Genomic DNA, 22,175 nt, shown 5'->3' with positions numbered 1-22,175 from the left:
CTGCCCATGGCAGAGGCGATTTTCTCCCGTTCCTCGTGGCTTAACTCGCTGCATATGTCGACGCTCACCGTGAGCCTGTTGCAAGCGCACGGGCACACGGCCGAAGCGGTGCTCGAGGGCAGCGGCATTTCCACCGACGACTTGCGCGGCATGAAGCGCCTGATCGGCCCAGGCCAGGAACAGCAAGTGTTCGCCAACGCCTTGCGCCTGAGCGCGCTACCGGCGTTGGGCCTGCAACTGGGCGTACGCACCCGTATTTCTGCCTATGGTTTGCTCGGTTACGCGCTGCTCTCGGCGCCGACTTTTGGGCAAGCGTTGCGCATCGGTCTGAGTTACCCGGTGCTGCTGGGCACCTACTTCAACCTCAGCCTGGTGCGCGAAGGCGACGTGGCCTGGTTGGTGGCCACCGGTTATGGCGAAGACGAAGCGCTGCGTCCGTTCAACGTTGAGCTGTGCCTGGCTTCGCTGAATGTGGTGTGCGCCGACTTGCTCGGCCAGCCGTTGCCGCTAGTGGCCGCGCATTTCGACTACAGCGAAACCCCTGAACGACGCCAGGCCTACCGCGACGGCTTTGCCTGCGCGCTGCACTTCAACCAGCCGCGCAACGCCATCGGTTTCGCTGCCCGCTGGCTTGAAGAACCGCTGCCTTTGGCCGACCCGATCACCCACCAGGAAATGCTCGACCAATGCCGTCGGCAAAACGCCGAGCTGGCCGCCAACCGCGCCTGGCTTGAGCGTGTGCGCGCGCTGCTGGCCGAGCGCTTGCAGCAACCGCCGAATCTCGACGAACTGGCGCGGCACATGAACTGCTCGGCCCGCAGCCTGCGGCGCTATTTACAGCAACAACACACCAGCTACCAGCAACTGCTCGACGAGCTGCGCTTCAGTCGCGCCAAAGAGCTGCTGCAACAGGGCGATCTGCCCATCTACCGCATCGCCGAGCTGCTCGGCTTCAGCGAAACCGCAGGGTTGCGCCATGCGTTCCAGCGCTGGAGCGGGCAGCCGCCGAGTTATTTTCGCGTTTAGAGTTGAGCGTTTCGTTTGCAGGAATCGAGGCTAAAGCCTCTCCTACAGGGAGCCGAGCCGTCCTGTAGGAGAGGCTTCAGCCTCGAGTTCTTGATCTGTATTCGGCCAACCAGATTGGCCATTTCGATCCCCTTTTGGCCATTACCAGCGTTCTCGCCAGCGCCGTTGCGTGCCCACAATGCGGGCACAACAACACTGATGAGGTAGCGCCCATGTTGACCGTGTACAGCGACGATCACCGTCTTCACCATGGCCAGTCGGAACTGGTCGATGGCCAGCTGCAGCCCTGTTTCGAAATGCCCAGCCGTGCCGACACGGTGCTGGCGCGGGTGCAGCAGCAACGACTCGGCGAGGTGATTGCGCCGACCGATTTCGGCCTGGCGCCGATTGCCCGTGTACACGACGCGGCCTACCTGACTTTTCTGCAAAACGCCTGGGCGCGCTGGGCGGCAGAAGGGCACAGCTGCGACCTGCTGCCCTCAACCTTTCCCGGCCGCCGCCTGCGCCGAGACGGCCCGATTCCCCGCGCGCTGATCGGTGAGCTGGGCCATTACTGCTTCGATACCGAAGCGCCAATTACCGCCGGAACGTGGCAAGCCATCTACAGCTCCGCGCAAGTTGCGCTGACCGCCCAGGACCACATGCGCCAAGGCGCGCGTACCGCCTTTGCGCTGTGCCGGCCACCGGGCCATCACGCCGGCAGCGACTTTATGGGCGGCTACTGCTTCCTCAATAACGTCGCCATCGCCAGCCAGGCGTTTCTCGACCAGGGCGCCAAACGCGTGGCCATTCTTGACGTCGACTACCACCACGGCAACGGCACGCAAGAGCTGTTCTACAAACGCGGCGATGTGCTGTTCGCCTCCATTCACGGCGACCCGCTGGACGAATACCCATACTTCCTCGGCAACGCCGACGAAACAGGCGAAGGCGAGGGCGCCGGCTGCAACTACAACTACCCGCTGGCGCTCGGCAGCGGCTGGGCACAATGGAGCGCGGCGCTAGACGATGCCTGCGAGAAAATCGCCGCCTATGCACCGGACGTGCTGGTGGTTTCCCTGGGCGTCGACACCTACAAAGACGACCCCATCTCCCAGTTCAAGCTCGACTCGCCGGACTACCTGAGCATGGGCAAGCGCATCGCCGCCCTCGGCCTGCCGACGTTGTTTGTGATGGAAGGCGGTTATGCGGTGGACGCCATCGGCGTGAATGCCGTGAACGTGCTGCAAGGTTTTGAAGCGGAGGCTGCCCATGCGCCGGCATAAATTGCTCAGCCTGGTCGCCAGTGCCAGCCTGCTGGTCAGCGCCACGCTGATGGCGGCAGAGCCGGTGGTGCGTATCTACAACTGGTTCGACTACATCGGCCCGGACACCCTCAAAGGCTTCAAACAGCAAACCGGCATCGAACCCAAGTACGACGTTTACGACAGCAACGAAGTGCTCGAAGCCAAACTGCTTTCCGGCCATTCCGGCTACGACCTGGTGGTGCCCAGCGACAGCTTTTTGCCCAACTACATGAAGGCACAGGTGTTCCAGAAACTCGACAAGAGCAAGCTGCCGAACTGGAAAAACCTCAACCCGGAATTGCTCAAAGTGCTGGCCGCCAAAGACCCCGGCAACCAGTACGTGGTGCCGTACATGTGGGGCACCAATGGCATTGCTTACAACGTCGACAAGGTCAAAGCCATTCTCGGCGACGACGCGCCCCTGGATTCGTGGGACTTGCTGTTCAACCCGGAAATTCTCGCCAAGCTCAAACAATGCGGCGTGGCCTACCTGGATGCGCCGACGGAAGTGATTCCCGAAGTGCTGCAATACCTCGGCCTGTCGCCCAACAGCCACAACCCCGAAGACTACAAAAAAGCCGAAGCGCACCTGAACAAACTGCGCCCGTCGATCACCTACTTCAGCTCATCGAAATTCGTCACCGACCTGGCCAACGGCGACATCTGCGTAGCGCTGGCTTGGTCGGGCGGGGCCATGCAAGCGGCGGCGCGGGCGGAGGAGGCGAAGAACGGCATCAAAATCGAATACCGCATTCCCAAAGAAGGCACGGCGGCATGGTTCGACGTACTCGCCATTCCCCGCGACGCGCAGAACGTCGACGAAGTACACGCCTTCATCAACTACCTGCTACGCCCCGAGGTGGTGGCGCCGATTTCGGATTACGTGGCCTACGCCAACCCGAACAAGGCCGCCGACGACTTGATCAGTCCGGCGTTGCGTAACAACCCCAACGTGTATCCGTCGCCTGAAATGCAGGCGAAGTTGTACAGCGTGGAGATGTTGCCGCCGGCGTTGGAACGGTTAAGGACGCGGACGTGGACGAAGGTTAAGACGGGGAAGTAAGGGTGATGTTTCGCGGGTGATGGTGGGTTTTTCGAGGACAGTGTTCGACGTGCAAGCCTGGATCCCGAATCGTCGGACCGCCGCCTGCGCGAGGATGACGGATGTCTATCTGCACATCACCGTCATCCTCGCGCACGCGGGGATCCAGAATTTCGCAGGTAACACCGCTCGCTCCACCAAGCGCTGTCGGCGTTTGAGCGGTTGAGAACGCGGACGCAAACGAAGGTTGAGACGGAGAAGTAGGAGACTTTTGGAATAGGTGATCGACGCAAGATTCTGGATCCCCGCGTGCGCGAGGATGACGGAGGTTTTTATACATACCTCCGTCATCCTCGCGCACGCGGCGGTCCGACGATTCGGGATCCAGAATTTCGCAGGAAACACCGCTCGCTCCACAAAACCGAATCTAACCTGCCCCTTGATCCCACCCCGCCCCCTGAGCCACGCTTCAACCTCCCCAATCCCACCCGGAACCAACCGTGGTCCTACTCAATTGCGACATGGGCGAAAGCTTCGGCGCTTGGTCCATGGGCCTTGACGCCGAGGTCATGCCTTTTATCGATTGCGCCAACATCGCCTGCGGTTTCCATGCCGGCGATCCCGGCACCATGCGCGCCACCGTGGCCTTGGCGCTGGAGCACAAAGTCCGCATTGGCGCGCACCCGGCGTACCCCGATCTGGTGGGCTTCGGCCGCCGTTCCATGGCCTGTTCCTCGCAAGAAGTCATCGACCTGCTGCATTACCAGATCGGCGCATTGGCCGGCGTTTGCCGGGGGCAAGGCGGGCAGGTGGAGTACGTGAAACCGCACGGTGCGCTGTACAACGACATGATGAAAAACCCGGCGCTGCTGCGCGCGGTATTCCAGGCCGTGGCCAATTATGGCGACGGCCTGCGCCTGATGCTGATGGCGCGGGCCGACAACACGGCGGCTGAGGCCCTGGCTGCCGAGTTCGATGTGCCGCTGTGGTTCGAAGCGTTTAGCGACCGCGCCTACGACGGCGCCGGCCATCTTGTGTCGCGCCAGCTGCCGGGCGCGGTGCACCACGACCCCGAGCGCATCGTCGCCCAGGCGCTGGATCTGGCGCAGGGCAAACCTTTGTTGGCGAGCGACGGCAGCGCTCTGCAATTGCACGTCGACAGCCTTTGCGTACATGGCGACAACGCCGCCTCGGGGGCGGCGGTGCGGCGTATTCGTGAGGCATTGGATGGGCTGAAGTCGGCATGAAGCTGCGGGTTGAGGGCGTGGCCGTCGATTGCCTGATGCTGCGGTTATTCGACGACATCGACGACGCCCACATGCCCTGGCTGATCGCCGCCGCCCAGCGTTTGCGCGCGGTGTTTGCCGATGCGCTGATCGACCTGGTGCCCTCGTACACCACGTTAATGCTGCATTACGACGTGCTGCGCATTGACGGCGCCCAGGCCCGCACGTTGATCAACGATGCCCTGCGCGACTTGCAACCAGCTGACGAAAACAGCGGGCGTAGCCATGAGTTGCCGGTGTGGTACGACCCGCTGGTCGGGCCTGAATTGCATCGGTTGGCGCGGCGCAGCGGCTTGTCGGTCAGCCAGGTTATTGCGCTGCACAGTCGCCACGCCTACCGCGTATTCGCCCTCGGTTTTGCCCCCGGTTTCGCCTATATGGGCCTGGTCGATCCGCAGTTGGCGGCGCCGCGTCTCGATACGCCACGGCCACGCGTACCCACAGGCAGCGTGGCCGTGGCCGAGCGGCAAACGGCGACGTATCCGCAGGCGTCGCCCGGCGGCTGGAATGTGCTGGGGCGCACGCCGGTGGCGTTGTTTGATCGCGGCCTGGACGGCTATAGCCTGCTGCAACCCGGTGACCGTGTGCGTTTTGTGCCGGTTGAGCGCGCCGAATTTGTACGTTTGGGCGGCGACGATACGACGCTTGAGGCGTTGCCATGAGCCGCTTGCAGGTGGAACAGAGCACGCCGCTGGTGCAGCTGCAAGACGGCGGCCGCTTCGGCGTTCGTCATTTGGGCGTAACCCAGGGCGGGGCGGCGGATTGGCTGTCGATGCGTTGGGCCAATTGGCTGCTGGGCAATGACTTAAACGCGGCGGTTGTGGAAGTCACCTTGGGCGGCTTTGCCGTGCTGATCGAGCACGACGGTTGCCTGGCCCTGGCCGGCGCCGACCTGGGCGCCACGCTGGATGGCGAACCGTTGCCGCCTTGGCGCAGCTTCAGCGTGCGCGCCGGGCAACGGCTGCACTTCAATACACCGGCTCAGGGCATCCGCGCTTATCTGGCGGCGCCGGGCGGCTTCGATTGCGCGCCGACACTGGGCAGTGCCAGCACGGTGAGCCGCGAGGGATTTGGCGGGTTGCATGGCGACGGCACGGCGCTGGTCCGTGGCGATACCTTGACGTGGAGCGGGCCGACGCCTACGCCTCGGCAGTTGCCTGAACAGCACATTCCCGTGTTGAGTCTGGAGCAGCCGCTAGCCCTGATACTCGGCGCGCAAGTGGGCGAGTTCAGCGGCCAGGCGCTGTTCAACCTGTTCAATGCCACCTGGCGCCTCGACACCCGCGCCGACCGCATGGGCATTCGCTTGCTGGGTCCGGCGCTGGCCTATCAAGGCGCCGCGTTGATCTCCGAAGGCATCCCGCTGGGCGCCATTCAGGTGCCGCCAGATGGGCAGCCGATAGTGCTGCTCAACGACCGGCAAACCATCGGCGGTTATCCCCGCGTGGGCGCGCTCACACCGCTGGCGCTGGCGCGTCTGGCCCAGGCGCAACCCGGCGACAGCGTGCGCTTCAAACCGGTTGTTCACTACGTTGCCGAACGCGAGTACCTACACGTGCTCAGACGCTTGCGCGAGCCGGCTTAAGCCGGCACCAGATCGAACCCCGTGCTGCCCAGGCGCTCACCGTTCACCAGCACGTGCACGGCGTGATGGCCGAAGTAGTGTTTGCGCGTGGTCAGCTCGCGCATTTGTTGCGCGCGTGCCAACACCACGCTGGCGCCGGCGGGCAAGTCGAAGGTTTTCAGCTTGAACACCTTGCTCGCGGTTTTGCCCGAGGCTTTGACGTAGTCGATGGCGTAATCCACCACCAGGCGCTGGGACTGGGCGCTGGTGGAGGTGAGCGTGAACGCCAACGTCATGCTGCGCCCCAGCGGCACGGTGTCGGGGCTGACGCTCAGCGCGGTCAGCTTCACCTGAGCCGGTTCGCCAGCACCGAGCACCGCCAGGGCGCGGCGGTCGCCGGCCTTGATCAGCGTGCGCAGGGCGTGGCGGGCTATCCAGGCGGTGCGCGGCTGGTGCAGCGGCCAACGTTCCAGCTGGTCGAGGAGGGTGTCCGGGTGGTCTTTGCTGATGTCGTTCAAATGGTTGGCCACGGATTTGCGCACATACAGGCTGGGGTCGTCGTTGAGCACCTGCAGAATTGGCCAGGCGCGCCACGGTTCGGCCTGCATCTGCGGCAGCCGAAACGACCAGGGCAGACGCGGCCGGCTGCCTTCGCTGGCGAGGCGGCGCACATGCTCGTTGCTGTCGAACGCCCAGTCGCTCATCAGCGCCAGGCTGCGCTCCAGGTCTTGCAGCAAGAAGTGGCGGATGGCGAATTCGGAGGAGCCGAAACAGGTGAAATACTTGAGCGCCTGCATCGACAGCTCGAACTGCTCGCGCCCATACGCGGCCACGTAATGCGGCAAGCACATGCTCACGAAGCCGCTGTTCAAACGCGGCGCCAGCTCTTTGAGAACGTCCAGCGCCGTGGCGAAGTCGGCAGGCAAGGTGGCGTGCAAACTTTCACTGACCCGCGCCATGCGCTGCATCACCGACAACTCGTCGAGACCGTCAGTGGCCAAGGCCAGAAAACGTTTGCGAGCGAAGGCCGGGTACACCGCGGCGGTTTCGTCGGCGATGTGGCGCATTCGGTCTCGGTTAAAAATTTCTTTAAGGGCGGGGGCGCTGGTTTGCGAGCTGCTCATGGGCGACCTGAGAAGGATTGCTGTCAGGGAAGTCTACCGCCTGCGTAGGACATACCGTATATCGGCAAAGCGCCGGTTTTTGCGCTTCGATAGCGTTCGGCAAGTGGCGCGGTGCCAGTGTTAGTGCCACTCTCAGCGTGTAACCCGGCCAATCTGGCGAACTACAAAAGAGTAACGTGACGTTGCCATCAATCAATCGGACCGGATATCCATCGGAATAGGCTGCTATAAACGTAAGCAGATTCTGAAAAACTTCCTGATAAGCCAACGTGACTGTTTAGGCTTGAGTTCCGAGGAGACGGCCGCACTTAACAGGCGACCGCCCACTCGCTGTTTAGAGAGGAACAAACGATGAAAATGTGGCTGCGTACTTTGGCCTGGAAACTGTCCGTTCTGTTGGGCACCGCCCGCCTGCAACCCATCCCGATTCCAACCGAGGAACAGCAACGCCGGATGGCTGCGCAGCGCCGCAGACGCTAACGGGCGTTGCGCTTTTGAGCCTGGCTGCGAAAGCGCCGGGCTGGCCGATTATGTCCCCCGGCGTGGCGCTTTTCGTGACTCCAGGGCGCTCTGGCCGGTGCTAGCATCCTCGGACTTTTCCGGGGAGCGGTGCATTCGATGGAGCGTCTGATTCAGGCCAATGGCCAAGCGCATTACGGCATTTTTCCCCACGCGGTGGATGAGGTTAACTACCGCGACTTCGACTTCCGCTCGCCCATGGGCCGCCGTCTCGGCGCGTTGGCCAAGTGGCGACGCTTCCACCAATTCCAATATTTCGGCGTGATCAGCGACCAGCTGATTGGCGGCTGCGCGCTCGCCAACTTGAGCCTGGCCGGCATCGGTTTCGTGTACCTGTACCACCCAGCGAGCGGGCGCATGATTGAGCGCCAATTCAAGTTGCCGCTGGGCATCGGCAGCCAGTTTTCCCAACACCCCAATCAAGGCGTTTGCGAGCTGCACAGCGGCAAGAATCTGCTGCGCCTGGAAAACCATGGCAGCGAGAAACGCCTGTGGGTTGAGCTGGACGACGGCACGCGCATAGACGCGCGCTTCAACGAACACGAGCCGCCCTTTCAGCCGATGTGCCTGAACACCCCAACGGCCAGCAACGGCTGGGTGTATGCGCAAAAAGTCGCGGGCGTGCGCTGCGCGGGCAATGTAAATAGCGCGCTGGGCAATTTCGACCTCGGCGCCATCGACGCCTTTGCCCATCACGATTGGTCGGCCGGCTATATGCGCCCGGAAACGTGCTGGAATTGGGCGTGCCTGTCGGGGCAGGCCGGTGCGCAGCGTGTGGGGTTGAATCTGTCGTGCGGAGTGAACGAAACCAGCTTCACCGAGAACTGTTTCTGGCTGGACGGCGAACTTATCAAGGTCGACACCGTGCGTTTTGACTTCGATCGGCAAGACCCAATGAAGCCTTGGCGAATTAAGTCCTTCGACGGCCAGGTCGACCTGCATTTCGAAGCGCGCGGCCTGCATAAAGAGCGGCTGAACTTGGGAATTATCGCCAGTAACTTCAAGCAAATTTTCGGACAATTCCGTGGCGAGCTGCGGCCCAAAGGTCGGCCAATGCTGGCAATCAATGACCTATGGGGCTTTGTTGAAGACCAATACGTGAAGTGGTAACTGCGACAATTTCGCCTGCACGAAGCGACTATGTCTTACAACTCAACGTCTTCCACTTTACCGAGGGTTATGGTTAGCTAGCTAATTATTAGTTTTAGCTATGACCACGAGCGTTTTCTTATGCCCCACACAGATCAACACCGTTTTGGTATGCAATTGGCCCAACTGTCGCGCTCGTGGCGCGGTGAGTTGGACCGCCGTCTGGCAGGATTGGGTTTGTCTCAGGCGCGCTGGTTGGTGTTGCTGCACCTGGCCCGTTTCCGCGATGAATTGCCCACTCAGCGTGAGTTGGCGCAAAGCGTTGGGGTAGAAGGCCCGACTTTGGCGCGTTTGCTCGACAGCCTGGAAACCCAAGGCCTGGTGCGTCGTCAGGCAGTGGTTGAAGACCGCCGCGCGAAAAAGATCAGCCTCGACGATTCGGCCCGGCCATTGATTGAGCAGATTGAGGCGATATCTACGCAACTGCGTAAGGAGTTGTTTGACGGTATCGACGAAGACGAACTTCGCCGCTGTCAGTTAGTTCACGCGCGCATCCTCAGCAACCTCGAAAAGCGTTAAGGCCTGCGCAAACGGGGAGGGCTGCAATGGCTTTCCCCCTGAATCAAAAACCTCCTTTTGTGTGGCTTTTGACACGGGCGTCTTAGGTCGCTAAGTGCATCTTTTCTTTGCCATTTATTTGACTGTTTTTCCCTTGTTTTGCGTATCATGGCCAAATGCCGGGATAACTGCGTCACAAATATAGGAATCGTGACCATACTCTTAGGCAGGGGCTTACATGGATGTCTCTCCCTTCTTCAGTCTTTTGCTAAACCTTTTGTTAGCACTACAACGTTGGAACTGCGCCGATAGGTGCGCTGTGGTGTGAACATGGAGCAGTACTTTCCGGGAGGCGTCGATGGTGCAGGTTCGACATTTATTACTTGGCTTGGCCTCCGGCTCGGTTTTGTATTCGGGGTTGGCGTCCGCCTTGGGCTTGGGCGACATCACGTTGCATTCGGCGCTCAACCAACCCCTGGAAGCCGATATCGAACTGCTTGAAGTGGGCGACCTCAGCGCCGCTGACATGAAGGTGCACCTGGCGCCCGATGCCGTTTTCGCCCGCTCCGGTGTCGACCGCATCTATTTCCTCAACGACCTGCGCTTCACGCCGTTACTGCGTGGCGGCAAAAGTGTGATTCGCGTGGTGTCGAGCAAGCCGGTACGCGAGCCGTACCTCAATTTTATTGTCGAACTGGCGCGGCCCAACGGTCAGTTGTTCCGCGAATACACGTTGTTGCTCGATCCGCCCAATTCCTCCGCCTATAACGCAGTGGCTGCCACGCCAGCGGCGACCTCAGCCAAACCTGCCACGCGTTCCACGGCTGCCGCGCCCGCTGCGGCGAAGCCGAAAACCGCGCCGCCGCCGGCCGCGCTCGGCAAGCGCTATGTGGTGGCCCGCGGCGACAATCTATGGACCATCACCGCCCGGCTGCGCGCCCAAGGCAGCAAGGCGTCGCAACAGCAGTTGATGGATGAAATCCACGCGCTGAACCCGCAGGTCTTTACCGGCGACGACACCAGTCGCCTGCAAGTGGGCGATAGCTTGCTGCTGCCGGACACTGCTCCCGCAACGGCCGCGGCATCGACCCCGGCTAACGCGTCTGGCCCGGCTTCCAACGTCGGCGCTGCCAGCGATGCCGAGGCGCCGGCGACTCTCAGCGTGGTATCGCCAGACGATGAGCCGCTGCCCGTGCCGACCGCGCCGCTCAATCCGCAAGCGGAAATGATCGTGCAGATGCAGCGGCGTCTGGACAACGAACTGGCCCAGCGCGCCGACGAGAACACCAAGCTGCAACAAAGCCTGGCGGAGCTGACGTTGCAAGTGCAGCAGTTGATGGAGCAATCCGCCGCCAAGGACAAACAGCTGGCCGACCTCAAAGCCCAGCTCAGCGCCCAGCAATCACCGGCGCCGGTGCAGGACAGCAACGCTGCCGACCCATCAGCCCCCGTGGTTGCGCAACAGCCTGCCGATAACACTTGGTATGGCGCGCTCTGGGCCTTGGTGGGCGCGCTGCTACTGGCGCTGCTTGGCGTGCTGTTCTGGCGCCGCAAGCGTCAGGAACCCGAGCCACAGCCGGTGGTTATGGTCGCCCCAGCTGGCCAGGCGCAGGATGAAGACGACGACTTCGACCTGGACGACTACGACAGCGAACCCGTTGCCCCCGCGCCGGTAGTGGCCAAGCCACGCGCCGCCGTCGCCCCAACCGAAGCGCGTGCCGCCAGCCCGACCGACACCCTGGAAGGGGCCAACATCTACATCGCCTATGGCCGTTTCAGCGAAGCGGCCGCCAGCCTGCGTCGCGCCCTGGATGCAGAGCCGCAGCGCAGCGATATCCGCTTCCGCCTGCTGGAGGTGTTGGCACAGCTGGGCGATGCCCGTGGATTCCAGCGCGAGGAAGAGATTCTGCTCGACGCCGGTTATCCCGACGCGCCCATCGCTCAGCTCAAAGCGCGTCACCCAGAAATGTTTGAGCGTCCGCTGGCCGAAGAACCGGCTGCCGACGTATTCGACGACGCCGTGTTGGCGTTCGACGAGCCGCAGCCGCTGGTGAGCCAGCCGGTGGCCGAAGACGATCAGTTCAACCTCGACGACTTCTCCCTCGATCCGGACTGGGACCTGATCAGCCCGTTCTCTGCCAACGCCCGCAACAAAGCCGAAGCGGCGCAGAAAGCCAGCAATGATCCGGCGCCGGAGATGGAGAAATTGGACTTGAACAGCCCGTTCGCCGAGTCGTCCATGGTGGTCGAAGAAACCCATGACGAGGGCTGGTTCGGCAAGGGCGTGGACGACGGCGAATACCTCAGCCAACCGCTGGTTGAAGAGGATGAGCCGCTGGCGGACCTTGACCATCTGGATTCGCGCCGCGATAACCTGGCCAAGTTCAATCAGGCCCTCGCCTATATCGAGCAAGGCCACTTGGAAAGCGCGTGCGACATCCTCAATGAACTCGTCAACGAAGGCGACGAAGAGCAGAAGCGCGAAGCCTCAAGGCTGCTGGCTAAAATCGCCTGAGCCAGGCCCTAGCAAAAAGCCCGCGTGTTCTAAGGCCGCGGGCTTTTTTTATGTTTTCAGGAGTGCACCATGGACCTTAAAGCGGACGTCACCATCACCTACTGCACGCAATGCCAATGGCTGCTGCGCGCCGCCTGGTTGGCGCAGGAGTTGTTGTCCACCTTTGGCCAGGATTTGGCCAAGGTCAGCCTGGAACCCGGCACCGGCGGCGTGTTCCGCATCACCTGTGGCGACGTGCAGATTTGGGAACGCAAGGCCGATGGCGGCTTTCCCGAGGCCAAGGTGCTGAAACAGCGGGTGCGCGACGTGATCGACCCTGAGCGCGACCTCGGCCATAACGACCGAGCCACGCCAGCGGCGGATTAGCCGCTCATGGCCGCTCATGGCCGCGCGGGTTGGGCGTCCACCGGCTCGACCGGCTTGCCGTCGCCCATGCGGGCGGAGAGGAAAATCGCGAAGATGATCAACGCACCGCCGCCCATCATGCGCAGCGTCGGCGTTTCGGAAAAAATCAGCCAGGCGAAGGTGATGCCGTACACCGGCTCCAGGGCAAACACCACGGCGGCGGTGCGAGCTTTGAGCACGTCCAGACTGGCCACGAACAAGCTATGGGCGACGCCGGTGCAGAACACGCCGAGCAGCGCAATCCACAACCAATTCATGGCCGACACGCTCGGCAGCTCCGGTGCCGCAAAGGGCAGCAGACACAGGGCAACCACCAGGTTCTGACACAACGCCGACTGCACCGGCCCGACCTTGCCGGAGCCGGCACGGTTGACCAGCGACAACAGCGCGAACAGCAGGCCCGACAGCACGCCCCACAGCAGTCCGGTGGTGGCGCCGCTGGCCAGGTTGAAATCAGGTGTAACCAGCACCAAACCGATGCTCACCAGGCACACCAGCACAATCTCATTGCGGCGAATGCGCTCGCGGAAAATCAGCCCTTCGAGAATTACCGTCAGCGCCGGAAAGCTGGTGAAACCGAGTGTGGCGATGGCCACGCCGGCCACCTTCACCGAGATAAAAAAGCTCACCCAATGCCCGGCCAGCAACACACCGCCCAAGGCCAACCGTGCCCAATCGTTGGCGCGTAAACGCTGCCAGGGAATGCGCGCGATCAGCGCCGCAAACACCGCCAAGGCCAGCACCGCAAACAGCGCGCGGCCGAACACGATCATGCTTGGTGTGGTGGTCGCGAGCTTGCCCAGCACGCCGGTAAAGCCAAACATCAGGGCGCCGCAGTGCAGAGCGGTGAGGGCGGAGCGGTGGTTCATGGGGGTCCTTAAATTTGATTCAAAAGTATCGCGGCGAATCGGAATGCCGCCCAACCGCTCCTGCAGGATTTTGAACGCCTACGCCTACGCCTACGCCAACCGCGAACCGTTAGGCAGCGCCTGCTCAAAGCTGGCCAAGACTACCCGATTTTCCCCGTCATACGCGCCGGTCACCAGCACCTCTGAGCGCACGCCAGCGATGGACTTCGGCGCGAAATTGCACACGCATAGCACCTGTTTTCCGATCAGGCTTTCGGCGCTGTAGTGGTCGGTAATTTGTGCGCTGGAGGTCTTCAGCCCGAGCGGGCCGAGGTCGATCTGCAGCACATAAGCCGGCTTGCGTGCCTTGGCATTGGGTTCGGCGTGGCAGATGGTGCCGACGCGCAGTTCCACGCGCTCAAAGTCTTGCCATTCGATGGTGTTCATAGCGGCTCCGGGGACACTGATCGGCGCAGTGTAGGCAGCGTCCCGGAGCCTGTCTGTCGCCAGACTCGCGGCCATTGTCGCCAGGCTCTCGCGGTTACCGCGCGCGCCGCAGTTGTCGGGGCGTGGTGCCGACATGCCGGGCGAGGGCGGCAGTGAACGCGCTTTGCGAACTGTAGCCGACCCGCTGCGCCACCTCGCCGACCGGCAGCGCGGTGTCGCGAAGCAGGTCAATGCCCTGTTGCAGTCGACGCTGGCGAACGTAGTCCATCGGCGTTTGCCCGGTTTGTTGGAGAAACCGGGCGTGAAAGCGCGCTGCCGACAAACCGCTAAGGCGCGCCAGGTCGGCGACCTGCAAAGGGTGCGCGGCGTGCTGGTCAATGTAGCGATCAAGGCTCGCCAGCGGCAGTTCCCCAGCCACGGGCGAAGCGGCGGGCGCACTGGCCAGGCTGGCCAGTAGCAGCGCCGCGCCTTGCTGGGCGATAACCGGGTCGGCAATCGGGCTGGCGATCAGCCAATTCACCAACTGCTGCTGCGCGCCGCCGAGGGTCAGCGTTTGCGGGCGGTCGAGCAGGCGTTGGCCATTGTCGGCGTGGGCGCCGAGGCGACTGCGCAGCCAGTGGCTGTCGGGCACATCGAACACCATGCAATCGCTGCCTTCACGGCTTTCGCAGGCGTGGTGCGAGCCGCTGGGAATCACCAATAGCTGTTGGCCGCGCAGCAGGCTGCCGTGGCCTTCCACTTCAAATTCCAGGCGTCCGTTCAGGCCGAAGACAATTTGCGCGTGGCTGTGGCTATGGGCGATCAACTCATCGCTGTAATGGCGCAGGGACAAAATCGAGTGCATGGCGGGCTCCTCAGCACAGAGGCGCAGTTTACCCATGTGCACCTTTGGGGGAAGCGTTGTCATCAGTTTGTCTTGGGCATGTCACACGCAGGTCACCCGCAGCCTTCAACCTCCATTAAACCCTGCCGGAGGCCGCGCCCATGAGCAGCGCTCAGCTCGTAAAACCCAGCCGTAAGCAACGTGTACGTACCCTGTGGATTTCCGACGTGCACTTGGGCACGCGCGATTGCCAGGCCGAACACCTGTCGCAGTTCCTCAAGCGCTACCAGGCCGACAAGGTGTTCCTGGTGGGCGACATCATCGACGGCTGGCGCCTGCGCAGCGGCATCTTCTGGCCCCAGGCCCACACCAACGTGATTCGCCGGCTGCTGACCATGAGCAAGCGCGGCACCGAAGTGGTGTACGTCACCGGCAACCACGACGAATTCCTGCGTCGTTATTCCAAGCTGATTCTGGGAAATATTCAGTTGGTCGACGAAGCCGAGCACATCACCGCCGATGGCCGTCGCCTGCTGGTGATCCACGGCGACCAGTTCGACGTAATTACCCGCTACCACCGCTGGCTGGCCTTTCTCGGCGACTCCGCCTACGAATTCACCCTCACCCTGAACCGCTGGCTCAACCACTGGCGGCGCAAATACGGCTATGGCTATTGGTCGCTGTCGGCGTACCTAAAGCACAAGGTCAAATCAGCGGTGAACTTCATCAGCGACTTCGAAGAAGCCATCGCCCACGAATGCAACAAGCGCGGCTTCAATGGCGTGGTGTGCGGCCATATTCACCACGCCGAAATTCGCCAAATGGGCGATGTGGAATACATGAACTGTGGCGACTGGGTGGAAAGCTGCACCGCGCTGATCGAACACCTGGACGGCAGCATCGAGCTCTACCGCCTGGCCGACGACCACGCCCGCCAAGCGCAGCAAGCCGCTGAGGAACAGGCCGCAGGCGAGGTGGCCGCCGCCGCCCTTGGCACCGTGATGGCGGCGCCGCCGGCCGTGGCTGCCGACGTAGCCGTCCGCGAAACCACTGCATGAGGATTCTGATCGTCACCGACGCCTGGACGCCGCAGGTAAACGGCGTGGTCACCAGCCTGCAAGCGCTCATCGCCGAACTGCGTGGGCTGGGCCATCTGGTCAAGTTGCTGTCGCCAACTGACTTTCGCCACGTGCCGTGCCCCACTTACCCGGAAATTCCGCTGGTGTGGGACCTATGGCGCGTCGGCCCGGCGATTCGCGACTTTCGCCCCGACTGCGTACACCTCGCCACCGAAGGCCCGCTGGGCTGGACGGCTCGGCGCTGGTTGAGCAAACGCGGGCTGGCATTCTCCAGCGCCATTCACACGCGCTTTCCAGAATACGTGCACACCCGCTGGCCGCGCATTCCGTTGGCCTGGGGCTACGCCTACCTGCGCCGGTTTCATCAACCGAGTCAGGCCGTGCTGGTGACCACCGAGCGGCTGCGCAGCGAGTTCGCCGGCTGGGGCCTGCAACGCCTTGGGCTATGGCGCAAAGGCGTTGACCTGACGCGCTTCACACCGACGTTGAAGACGCCAGGCAAGCTGGCGTTTCTCTATGTGGGGCGGGTGGCGCCGGAGAAGAATCTGGACGCGTTTTTGCGCCTGGACCTTCCCGGCGAGAAACACGTGATCGGCGACGGCCCGCAGCGTGCCGAGCTGCAAAGCCGCTACCCGCAGGTGCGTTTTCACGGTTATCAGCACGGCGCTACGTTGGCCCGGGCGTATGCCGAAGCCAGCGTGCTGGTGTTTCCCTCGCGTACCGATACCTACGGGCTGGTGATGCTTGAAGCGCTGGCCTGCGGCACGCCGGTGGCGGCGTTTCCGGTGCCAGGTCCGTTGGATGTGCTGGAAGAGGGCATTAGCGGCGTGATGGACGACGACTTGCGGCGTGCGTGCCTGGCGGCGCTGAGTCTGGATCGGCAGCGCTGTGCACAGGCGGCGCAGAAACAATCGTGGCGGGCATCGGCGTTGGAGTTTCTGGCGCAGCAGCCGTTGCTGGATGGGGAAGTGGTCGACCTTGGGATTAAGGTCGTCGCGTAAATTCCCCTCTTCCCAACCCTCTCCCGCAAGCGGGAGAGGGGGCTGATCGCCGTTTGGATTGTCTCCCCTCGCCCGCTGGCGGGAGAGGGGCCGGGGGAGAGGGCGGCGGTAAACGCCGATTACTAATTACACGATCACCTTATCGCGCAACTTCTCCGCCGCCAGGTTCAGCGCCTGAATCACGCGCTCTTTGTCGTAGTTCTGAATACCGTTGGTATCCAGATACATAGAGAAACCTGGCAATTCGTGCTCCACATAGCTGGACGCAGCGCCCAGGTCGCGACGGAAGTCGACCACTTGGTAAATCTGCACCGGGCGGGTGAAGCCTTTGACGGTGATCTGGCCTTTATCGCGGCACATGATCACGTCTTTGATCAACGAGTAGGTCTCGTGGGAAATCAGAATCTCCCCGGACTCGGCGGCACTTTCCAGGCGGCTGGCCAGGTTCACGTCGCGGCCGATGATGGTGTAGTCCATGCGCGTGTCGGCGCCGAAGTTGCCCACCGTGCAATAACCGGTGTTCAACCCCATGCGAATTTCCAGTGGTTTGGTGATGCCTTGCGCGCGCCATTGTTGGCGCAGCACTTTCATGTGCTTGCGCATGGCAATGGCCATGGACACCGCATTAACCGCATCTTTCTTGGCGCCCTGGCTGGACGGGTCGCCGAAAAACACCATCACGCAGTCACCAATGAATTTGTCGATGGTGCCGCCGTATTTCAGGGTGATCTTCGACATTTCATTGAGGTAGGTGTTGAGCAGGTCGGTCAGCGCTTCGGCTTCCAGCTCTTCAGAGAGCTCGGTAAAGCCCTTGATGTCAGAGAAGAACACCGTGAGCTTCTTGCGCTGGGTTTCCAGGCGCACGCTTTTCTTGCCGCTGAAAATCGATTCCCACACTTGCGGTGACAAGTACTTGGCGAGGTTTCGCGCCAGGCGTGCGGCTTTTTCCTGCTCGCGCTTGATTTCGTTGCGCGCTACGTCCAGACGCAGCCCTTGTTGGTGCACGAAATAGGCGGTGATGCAGATGTACAACGTGCTGAACACCACACTGATCAGCGACACCAAGGTGGGCGTGGTGGCTTTGACTTCCGGCTGCACGATGACGCTGGTGAGCACCACGCCGCTAACGGTAATCAGCAGGGCCAGGCCCAGGTAACGCAGGCCGCCAATGATCAAGGCGCTAAACACCAGCGTCAGCACGATCATCAAACTCGGCACCACCGAAAAACCCAGCAGGGCAATGGCGGCGCCGCAATGCAGCGAGTCGATAAACAGCAACACCAAATCGGTTTCGCGCGCGTGCTCGCGTTTGAAACGCTGACTCAGGTGGTGGGCAAGATGGGGATAAAGGAGGGCGTACGGCACCATCCAGAGGATGTTGTAGCCGAAATACTGCACAAAGGTGCCAGCCGCGATGCTGGCCGCCATGGCGATATAAGCCAGCACCCGCGAGTAATACTCGCGCAGAGGTAAAGAAGGTAAGTCAATCGGACGATCGATACTGGCTGACTTCATAGCGTTGACACGATCCCTGCTGGTTTTCTGACGTCTCTGTAGGACGTCTTCGCTCTCTGCAAAACAGAGGCCATGCTTTTGGTTGGTGCGGGATCATAACCAGCAAAAGATGGACCGCCAATACCGCCCGCCGAAAGGCTGGAGACAAGGGCTCCAGCGGTCGGTGATAGCACTATGGTTTCAGATTGGTGGCTCGGTGACAGCCTTATAAACCGAGTTTTTTGGCTGGGCAAACAGGCGCCGCAGCATCGGTTCGAAGAACCCCAGCGGCAGGTGCTCGTAGGCAGGGTCGAAGGCGGCGGCATCGTATTTGGCGCAAAACTCGATGGTGCGCAGGTATTGCGGATGGTCCTTGAATTGCTCACGCAGCAGCCGGTCCATGCCCAGGTGATGAAAGAAGTAGTAACCCTGGAAAATCCCGTGTTTCTCCACCATCCACAGGTTTTCCTCGCTCACAAACGGCTTGAGCATGGCTGCGGCGATGTCCGGGTGGTTAAAGGTGCCGAGGGTGTCGCCGATGTCATGCAGCAGCGCGCACACCACGTATTCCTCGTCCCGCCCATCGCGGTGGGCACGGGTGGCGGTTTGCAGCGAATGGGTCAGACGGTCGACGGGAAAACCACCGAAATCGCCGTCGAGCAGCTTCAGGTGCGTCATCACCCGGTCGGGCAACAGCTTGGCAAACGCCATGAAATCTTGAGCGATGATCGCCCAGTCCTCGGCGGTTCCGTCTTGCATATGGGTGAAGCGGGCGTGAGCGTTCATCAGGTTCTCCGCGATTGTTTTTGTTTGTTTAGATGAAAGTTGCGTAACGGGTCTCAGCGAAGGCCAGGCAAGGCGAAAGTGGGTGAGAAAAGCGGACTTGGCTGTAACCAATGAGCATTTTCGAATCCCGCTTTCATCGCCGCCTGGTCGAAGAGATGCCATGTCTTAACGGGTCTGAGCGAAGGCCAGGCAAGGCGAAAGTGGGTGAGAAAAGCGGAGTTGGCTGTAGCCAATGAGCATTTTCGAATCCCGCTTTCAACGCCGCATGGTCGAAGAGACGCCATGTCTTAACGGGTCTGAGCGAAGGCCAGGCAAGGCGAAAGTGGGTGAGAAAAGCGGAGTTGGCTGTAGCCAATGAGCATTTTCGAATCCCGCTTTCAACGCCGCATGGCCGAAGATCAGGCCCGTTAAAAGCGAATTCGACCGGTGAAGGCATCTTTGAGCATCACCCAGTCTCCTGCGAGACTCCACAGCGGATAGTCAAAAGTGGCCGGCCGATTTTTCTCAAAAATAAAATGCCCCACCCACGCAAACCCATAACCGGCGAGCGGCATGGCCAGCAGCCACAACCACTGCTGAGTGAAGAGGGCATAGCCAAGAATGCTCAGCACCAACAGGCTGCCAACGTAGTGCAGACGGCGGCACACCGGGTTGCTGTGCTCTTGCAGGTAGTAGGGATAGAACTGCGCAAAGCTGGTGAAACGTTCGGCGGTTTGCGTGCGCATGGCACACCTCCTGTTGTTCTCTTACGTAGGGCCGTCTGTAGGACACGGTGGATTGAAGTGTAGGTCGAGTGTCTTCGTGGGCCAGTGACAATCAGCGCCACTTTAGTATCCTTGCGCTCGTTCCGCCGTTGCGCGGCTCCCGTGACTAGAACAAGAACTCTTGCATGAGCGAACGTACGACTTCTTCGAGTTGGGTACTGGCCATCGTCAATGGGCTGGAAATGGGTGGCGTCGATTGCCGTCAGCTGTTTGCCGAGCTGGGGCTGGATTACCAAGCCTTGAATGACCCCGATGCGCGCTTTTCCCAGGACGGCATGACCCGCGTCTGGGGCCGCGCGGTGCAGCTCTCCGGGAACCCGGCGATTGGCCTGAACCTGGCCAAGGTGGTGCGCCCGGCGTCGTTTCATGTGGTGGGTTATGCGTGCATGTCCAGCCGCACGCTGAAAGAAGCCTTCACCCGCTTGGTGCGGTTTCAGCGAATCATCGCCGAAGGCGCCGACCTCAACTTCCGCCCGCTGCCCGAGGGCTACGCCCTGACCCTGGCGATTCACGGTGATCGCCTGATTCCGGCGCGGCAGAGTGCCGAGGCCTCGTTGGCTTACACCCTGTCGTTTTGCCGTTGGATCACCGGCAAAGAACTGCGCCCGCTGAAAGCCTGCTTTCAGGGCGAACCGCCGGCCGATCTGGCGCCGTATCAGCAAGTGTTCCAGGCGCCGCTGCAGTTCAACGCCGAGCACTACGCCCTGGTGTTCGAGCGCGCAGACCTCGACGCGCCGATCCCGAGCGCCAACCCGGCACTGGCGCAATTGCACGACCGCTTTGCCGGCGAATACCTGGCGCGCTTTTCGGAAAGCCGCATGACCCACCAGGCGCGCCAGTTGCTGTGCCGGTTGCTGCCGCAAGGCGAGCCCAAACGCGACACCGTGGCGCAGGCGTTGCACCTGTCGCAACGCACCTTGCAGCGTCGGTTGCAGGAGGAGGGCACTAGTTTTCAGCAGTTGCTCGACGACACCCGCCGCGAGCTAGCGGTGCAGTACCTGGCGCAGCCGGAGCTGACGTTGCTGGAGATTGCGTACCTGCTGGGATTTGCCGATCCGAGTAATTTCTTCCGGGCGTTCAGGCGCTGGTTCGACAGTACGCCAGGGGAATACCGGGCGCAGATGTAGCGGTTGCCCCGGCGCTCAAGCGGTCAAAGCGCCTGAAGGATGGCCAGGAAATCTGGCCGCTCTGCCACGTTCGGTGCCACACAGGCGCGCTGCAACTGCCACAACCGCTCCGGCGCCTCGCCGCAGCGTTCCAGCAATTCCTCCAGCAAACAGCCAAACGCTCGCGCTTCGATGCGTTGCAGCGCGTGGCCCTGCGCGCTCGCTGGGTCGAAGAAGGAGGCGGCGCCAAAGTCGCCGAGCAGGCAGTGGCCGGCGTCGTTTACCAGCAGGTTATGGGCGTAGAGGTCGCCATGCAGAATGCCGTTGCCATGCACATGCGCGGCCGCCGATGCCACGGCGCGGGCGATGGCCACGGCTTGCTCCAGCGTAAAGCGGCGCGCTTGGGCATAGCAGTCGCGGGTGCAACTGGCGAGCGACGGCGGCCCGGCCAGCACGCGGTAGTTGGCGCTGATGCGTTCCAGCAGCAGGCCAGGCGGCGAGCCGGCTTCGGCTTGCAAAGGCCCGGCCACGCCGATCAGATTCGGATGATTGCCCGCCGCCAGGCACGCGGCCATTTCGCTGTGGGGCAGGCCGTCGCTGGTGACCTCGCCGCGAAACAACTTGGCGGCCATGGCACGCGGTGCCTGGTCCGGCGCTTGCCACTGAGCCGCGTGAATCACCCCCGAGGCGCCTTCGCCCAACACGTCGCCTAGCTGCAACTGCGCCCGAGGAATGGCCGCCACGGGGTGACTGGCCAACACCGAACGCTCTGCCACATCGCTGACTGGATTGCCGGCATACGCCAGCCACGCCAGCTGCGGCAACTCCAGCAACCAGCCAGGAAGATGCTCGAAGCGGTTGGCGGCAATGCGCAGCAGTTGCAGGTTGGAAAGAGCGCTCAGGCTGTCGGGCAGGGCGCTCAGGCGATTGCCGGCCAGCATCAGCTTTTGCAAACGCGGCCGGTCGCCCAGTTCAGCTGGCAAGTCCCTTACCTGGTTGTCGCTCAGAATCAGCCAGCGCAACCGAGTCGGCAACGCAGCCGCCGGCACATGGGCGATGCGGTTGGCCTTGAAACCGACCATCTCCAACTGCGCGCAATCACCGAGCACTTCGGGCACGTGGGTGAACGGGTTGTCGGAACAGAACAGCACCTTGAGCTTATGCAGGCGCGGCAAATCCGAGGGCAGGGCGGTGAGCTGGTTGCCGGATAAGTTGAGCACTTCCAGGCTGTCGGCCAGCGCGAAGATGTCGTTGGGAAACTCAGTCAGCCCGCAGGACAAATCCAGCCGCTTGATGCCAGCCAGCTCGCCACTGCGCAGTTGTTCAAGCGTATGCATAGAGGAAATTACACGCGGATAGAATTCCCCTCTCCCGTTTCGGGAGAGGGGCTAGGGGAGAGGGTAAAAACAGCGC

At 61.9% G+C, this 22,175-nt stretch carries 21 protein-coding genes and 1 pseudogene; 14 read left to right on the top strand and 8 right to left on the bottom strand.

Annotation, left to right across the window (positions count from 1 at the left end):
- Positions 1 to 6 precede the first annotated feature (6 nt).
- The 6 genes from ACZZ0Q_RS12755 (at position 7) to ACZZ0Q_RS12730 (ending at position 6,225) form a co-directional block, all read left to right on the top strand.
- Positions 7 to 1,026, top strand: a complete 1,020-nt coding sequence (locus ACZZ0Q_RS12755) for an AraC family transcriptional regulator (protein WP_463542066.1) — start codon at positions 7 to 9, stop codon at positions 1,024 to 1,026.
- A gap of 212 nt (positions 1,027 to 1,238) precedes the next feature.
- The gene (locus tag ACZZ0Q_RS12750) at positions 1,239 to 2,291 is read left to right on the top strand and encodes a histone deacetylase family protein (protein WP_463542067.1); all 1,053 of its coding nucleotides are present in this window, start codon (positions 1,239 to 1,241) and stop codon (positions 2,289 to 2,291) included.
- Positions 2,278 to 3,375, top strand: a complete 1,098-nt coding sequence (locus ACZZ0Q_RS12745; protein ID WP_463542068.1) for an extracellular solute-binding protein — start codon at positions 2,278 to 2,280, stop codon at positions 3,373 to 3,375. Before ACZZ0Q_RS12750 ends, ACZZ0Q_RS12745 begins: the two co-directional genes overlap by 14 nt.
- Before the next feature lie 479 nt (positions 3,376 to 3,854).
- Positions 3,855 to 4,601 carry a 5-oxoprolinase subunit PxpA gene (locus ACZZ0Q_RS12740; protein ID WP_463542069.1) on the top strand — a complete coding sequence of 249 codons (747 nt, stop codon included), beginning with the start codon at positions 3,855 to 3,857 and terminating at the stop codon, positions 4,599 to 4,601.
- Positions 4,598 to 5,302, top strand: a complete 705-nt coding sequence (gene pxpB, locus ACZZ0Q_RS12735; RefSeq protein ID WP_463542070.1) for a 5-oxoprolinase subunit PxpB — start codon at positions 4,598 to 4,600, stop codon at positions 5,300 to 5,302. Before ACZZ0Q_RS12740 ends, pxpB begins: the two co-directional genes overlap by 4 nt.
- Complete coding sequence (locus ACZZ0Q_RS12730) at positions 5,299 to 6,225, top strand: 5-oxoprolinase subunit C family protein (RefSeq protein ID WP_463542071.1); 927 nt, start codon at positions 5,299 to 5,301, stop codon at positions 6,223 to 6,225. Before pxpB ends, ACZZ0Q_RS12730 begins: the two co-directional genes overlap by 4 nt.
- On the opposite strand, the gene ACZZ0Q_RS12725 is transcribed toward ACZZ0Q_RS12730, so the two are convergent.
- On the bottom strand, positions 6,222 to 7,328 hold the full coding sequence (locus ACZZ0Q_RS12725; RefSeq protein ID WP_463542072.1) for a DNA alkylation repair protein: 1,107 nt from the start codon (positions 7,326 to 7,328) through the stop codon (positions 6,222 to 6,224). The two genes, ACZZ0Q_RS12730 and ACZZ0Q_RS12725, sit on opposite strands and share 4 nt — an antisense overlap.
- 351 nt (positions 7,329 to 7,679) lie before the next feature.
- Here ACZZ0Q_RS12725 and ACZZ0Q_RS12720 point away from each other — a divergent pair, with 351 nt between their 5' ends.
- The 5 genes from ACZZ0Q_RS12720 to ACZZ0Q_RS12700 all read left to right on the top strand — a co-directional run bounded on the left by ACZZ0Q_RS12720 (position 7,680) and on the right by ACZZ0Q_RS12700 (position 12,375).
- A complete protein-coding gene (locus ACZZ0Q_RS12720) occupies positions 7,680 to 7,808 on the top strand; it encodes a PA1414 family protein (RefSeq protein ID WP_277423748.1) in 129 nt (42 codons plus the stop codon).
- A 138-nt stretch (positions 7,809 to 7,946) separates the two neighbouring features.
- Entirely contained in the window at positions 7,947 to 8,957 is a 1,011-nt protein-coding gene (locus ACZZ0Q_RS12715) for a DUF2804 domain-containing protein (protein ID WP_463542073.1), read from the top strand.
- Positions 8,958 to 9,077: 120 nt separating this feature from the next.
- The gene (locus ACZZ0Q_RS12710) at positions 9,078 to 9,515 is read left to right on the top strand and encodes a MarR family transcriptional regulator (RefSeq protein ID WP_122498346.1); all 438 of its coding nucleotides are present in this window, start codon (positions 9,078 to 9,080) and stop codon (positions 9,513 to 9,515) included.
- A gap of 337 nt (positions 9,516 to 9,852) precedes the next feature.
- Positions 9,853 to 12,009 carry a FimV/HubP family polar landmark protein gene (locus ACZZ0Q_RS12705; RefSeq protein WP_463542074.1) on the top strand — a complete coding sequence of 719 codons (2,157 nt, stop codon included), beginning with the start codon at positions 9,853 to 9,855 and terminating at the stop codon, positions 12,007 to 12,009.
- 69 nt (positions 12,010 to 12,078) lie between these two features.
- Positions 12,079 to 12,375 carry an Rdx family protein gene (locus ACZZ0Q_RS12700; protein ID WP_463542075.1) on the top strand — a complete coding sequence of 99 codons (297 nt, stop codon included), beginning with the start codon at positions 12,079 to 12,081 and terminating at the stop codon, positions 12,373 to 12,375.
- A 14-nt stretch (positions 12,376 to 12,389) separates the two neighbouring features.
- On the opposite strand, the gene ACZZ0Q_RS12695 is transcribed toward ACZZ0Q_RS12700, so the two are convergent.
- The 3 genes from ACZZ0Q_RS12695 to ACZZ0Q_RS12685 all read right to left on the bottom strand — a co-directional run bounded on the left by ACZZ0Q_RS12695 (position 12,390) and on the right by ACZZ0Q_RS12685 (position 14,553).
- The gene (locus ACZZ0Q_RS12695; protein ID WP_463382554.1) at positions 12,390 to 13,283 is read right to left on the bottom strand and encodes a DMT family transporter; all 894 of its coding nucleotides are present in this window, start codon (positions 13,281 to 13,283) and stop codon (positions 12,390 to 12,392) included.
- A gap of 90 nt (positions 13,284 to 13,373) precedes the next feature.
- Positions 13,374 to 13,709 (bottom strand): tRNA-binding protein, encoded by a 336-nt coding sequence (locus ACZZ0Q_RS12690; protein WP_463542076.1) that lies wholly within the window; start codon positions 13,707 to 13,709, stop codon positions 13,374 to 13,376.
- 94 nt (positions 13,710 to 13,803) lie between these two features.
- Positions 13,804 to 14,553 carry a helix-turn-helix transcriptional regulator gene (locus ACZZ0Q_RS12685; RefSeq protein ID WP_463542077.1) on the bottom strand — a complete coding sequence of 250 codons (750 nt, stop codon included), beginning with the start codon at positions 14,551 to 14,553 and terminating at the stop codon, positions 13,804 to 13,806.
- Positions 14,554 to 14,693: 140 nt separating this feature from the next.
- Between ACZZ0Q_RS12685 and ACZZ0Q_RS12680 the strand changes: the two are divergent.
- Together ACZZ0Q_RS12680 and ACZZ0Q_RS12675 are read left to right on the top strand one after the other, a co-directional pair.
- Positions 14,694 to 15,500: pseudogene (locus tag ACZZ0Q_RS12680) on the top strand (UDP-2,3-diacylglucosamine diphosphatase); the annotation flags it as partial.
- 86 nt (positions 15,501 to 15,586) lie between these two features.
- Entirely contained in the window at positions 15,587 to 16,612 is a 1,026-nt protein-coding gene (locus ACZZ0Q_RS12675) for a glycosyltransferase family 4 protein (protein WP_463542078.1), read from the top strand.
- A 126-nt stretch (positions 16,613 to 16,738) separates the two neighbouring features.
- Here ACZZ0Q_RS12675 and ACZZ0Q_RS12670 read toward each other — a convergent pair whose 3' ends face one another.
- The 3 genes from ACZZ0Q_RS12670 to ACZZ0Q_RS12660 all read right to left on the bottom strand — a co-directional run bounded on the left by ACZZ0Q_RS12670 (position 16,739) and on the right by ACZZ0Q_RS12660 (position 19,617).
- Complete coding sequence (locus ACZZ0Q_RS12670) at positions 16,739 to 18,127, bottom strand: adenylate/guanylate cyclase domain-containing protein (protein WP_122453149.1); 1,389 nt, start codon at positions 18,125 to 18,127, stop codon at positions 16,739 to 16,741.
- 180 nt (positions 18,128 to 18,307) lie between these two features.
- A complete protein-coding gene (locus ACZZ0Q_RS12665; RefSeq protein WP_463542079.1) occupies positions 18,308 to 18,892 on the bottom strand; it encodes an HD domain-containing protein in 585 nt (194 codons plus the stop codon).
- 407 nt (positions 18,893 to 19,299) lie between these two features.
- Complete coding sequence (locus ACZZ0Q_RS12660) at positions 19,300 to 19,617, bottom strand: Mpo1-like protein (protein ID WP_463542080.1); 318 nt, start codon at positions 19,615 to 19,617, stop codon at positions 19,300 to 19,302.
- A gap of 164 nt (positions 19,618 to 19,781) precedes the next feature.
- Between ACZZ0Q_RS12660 and ACZZ0Q_RS12655 the strand changes: the two genes are divergently transcribed.
- A complete protein-coding gene (locus ACZZ0Q_RS12655; RefSeq protein ID WP_463382558.1) occupies positions 19,782 to 20,783 on the top strand; it encodes an AraC family transcriptional regulator in 1,002 nt (333 codons plus the stop codon).
- A 23-nt stretch (positions 20,784 to 20,806) separates the two neighbouring features.
- Here the strand turns inward: ACZZ0Q_RS12655 and ACZZ0Q_RS12650 are convergent, their stop codons facing one another.
- Positions 20,807 to 22,099, bottom strand: a complete 1,293-nt coding sequence (locus ACZZ0Q_RS12650; protein ID WP_463542081.1) for a leucine-rich repeat domain-containing protein — start codon at positions 22,097 to 22,099, stop codon at positions 20,807 to 20,809.
- Between the last annotated feature and the right edge of the window lie 76 nt (positions 22,100 to 22,175).

The organism is Pseudomonas sp. AC070 (genome assembly GCF_979258635.1).
Note: the sequence above shows the minus strand (reverse complement) of the source record. Positions and strands in the feature narration are given on the sequence as shown.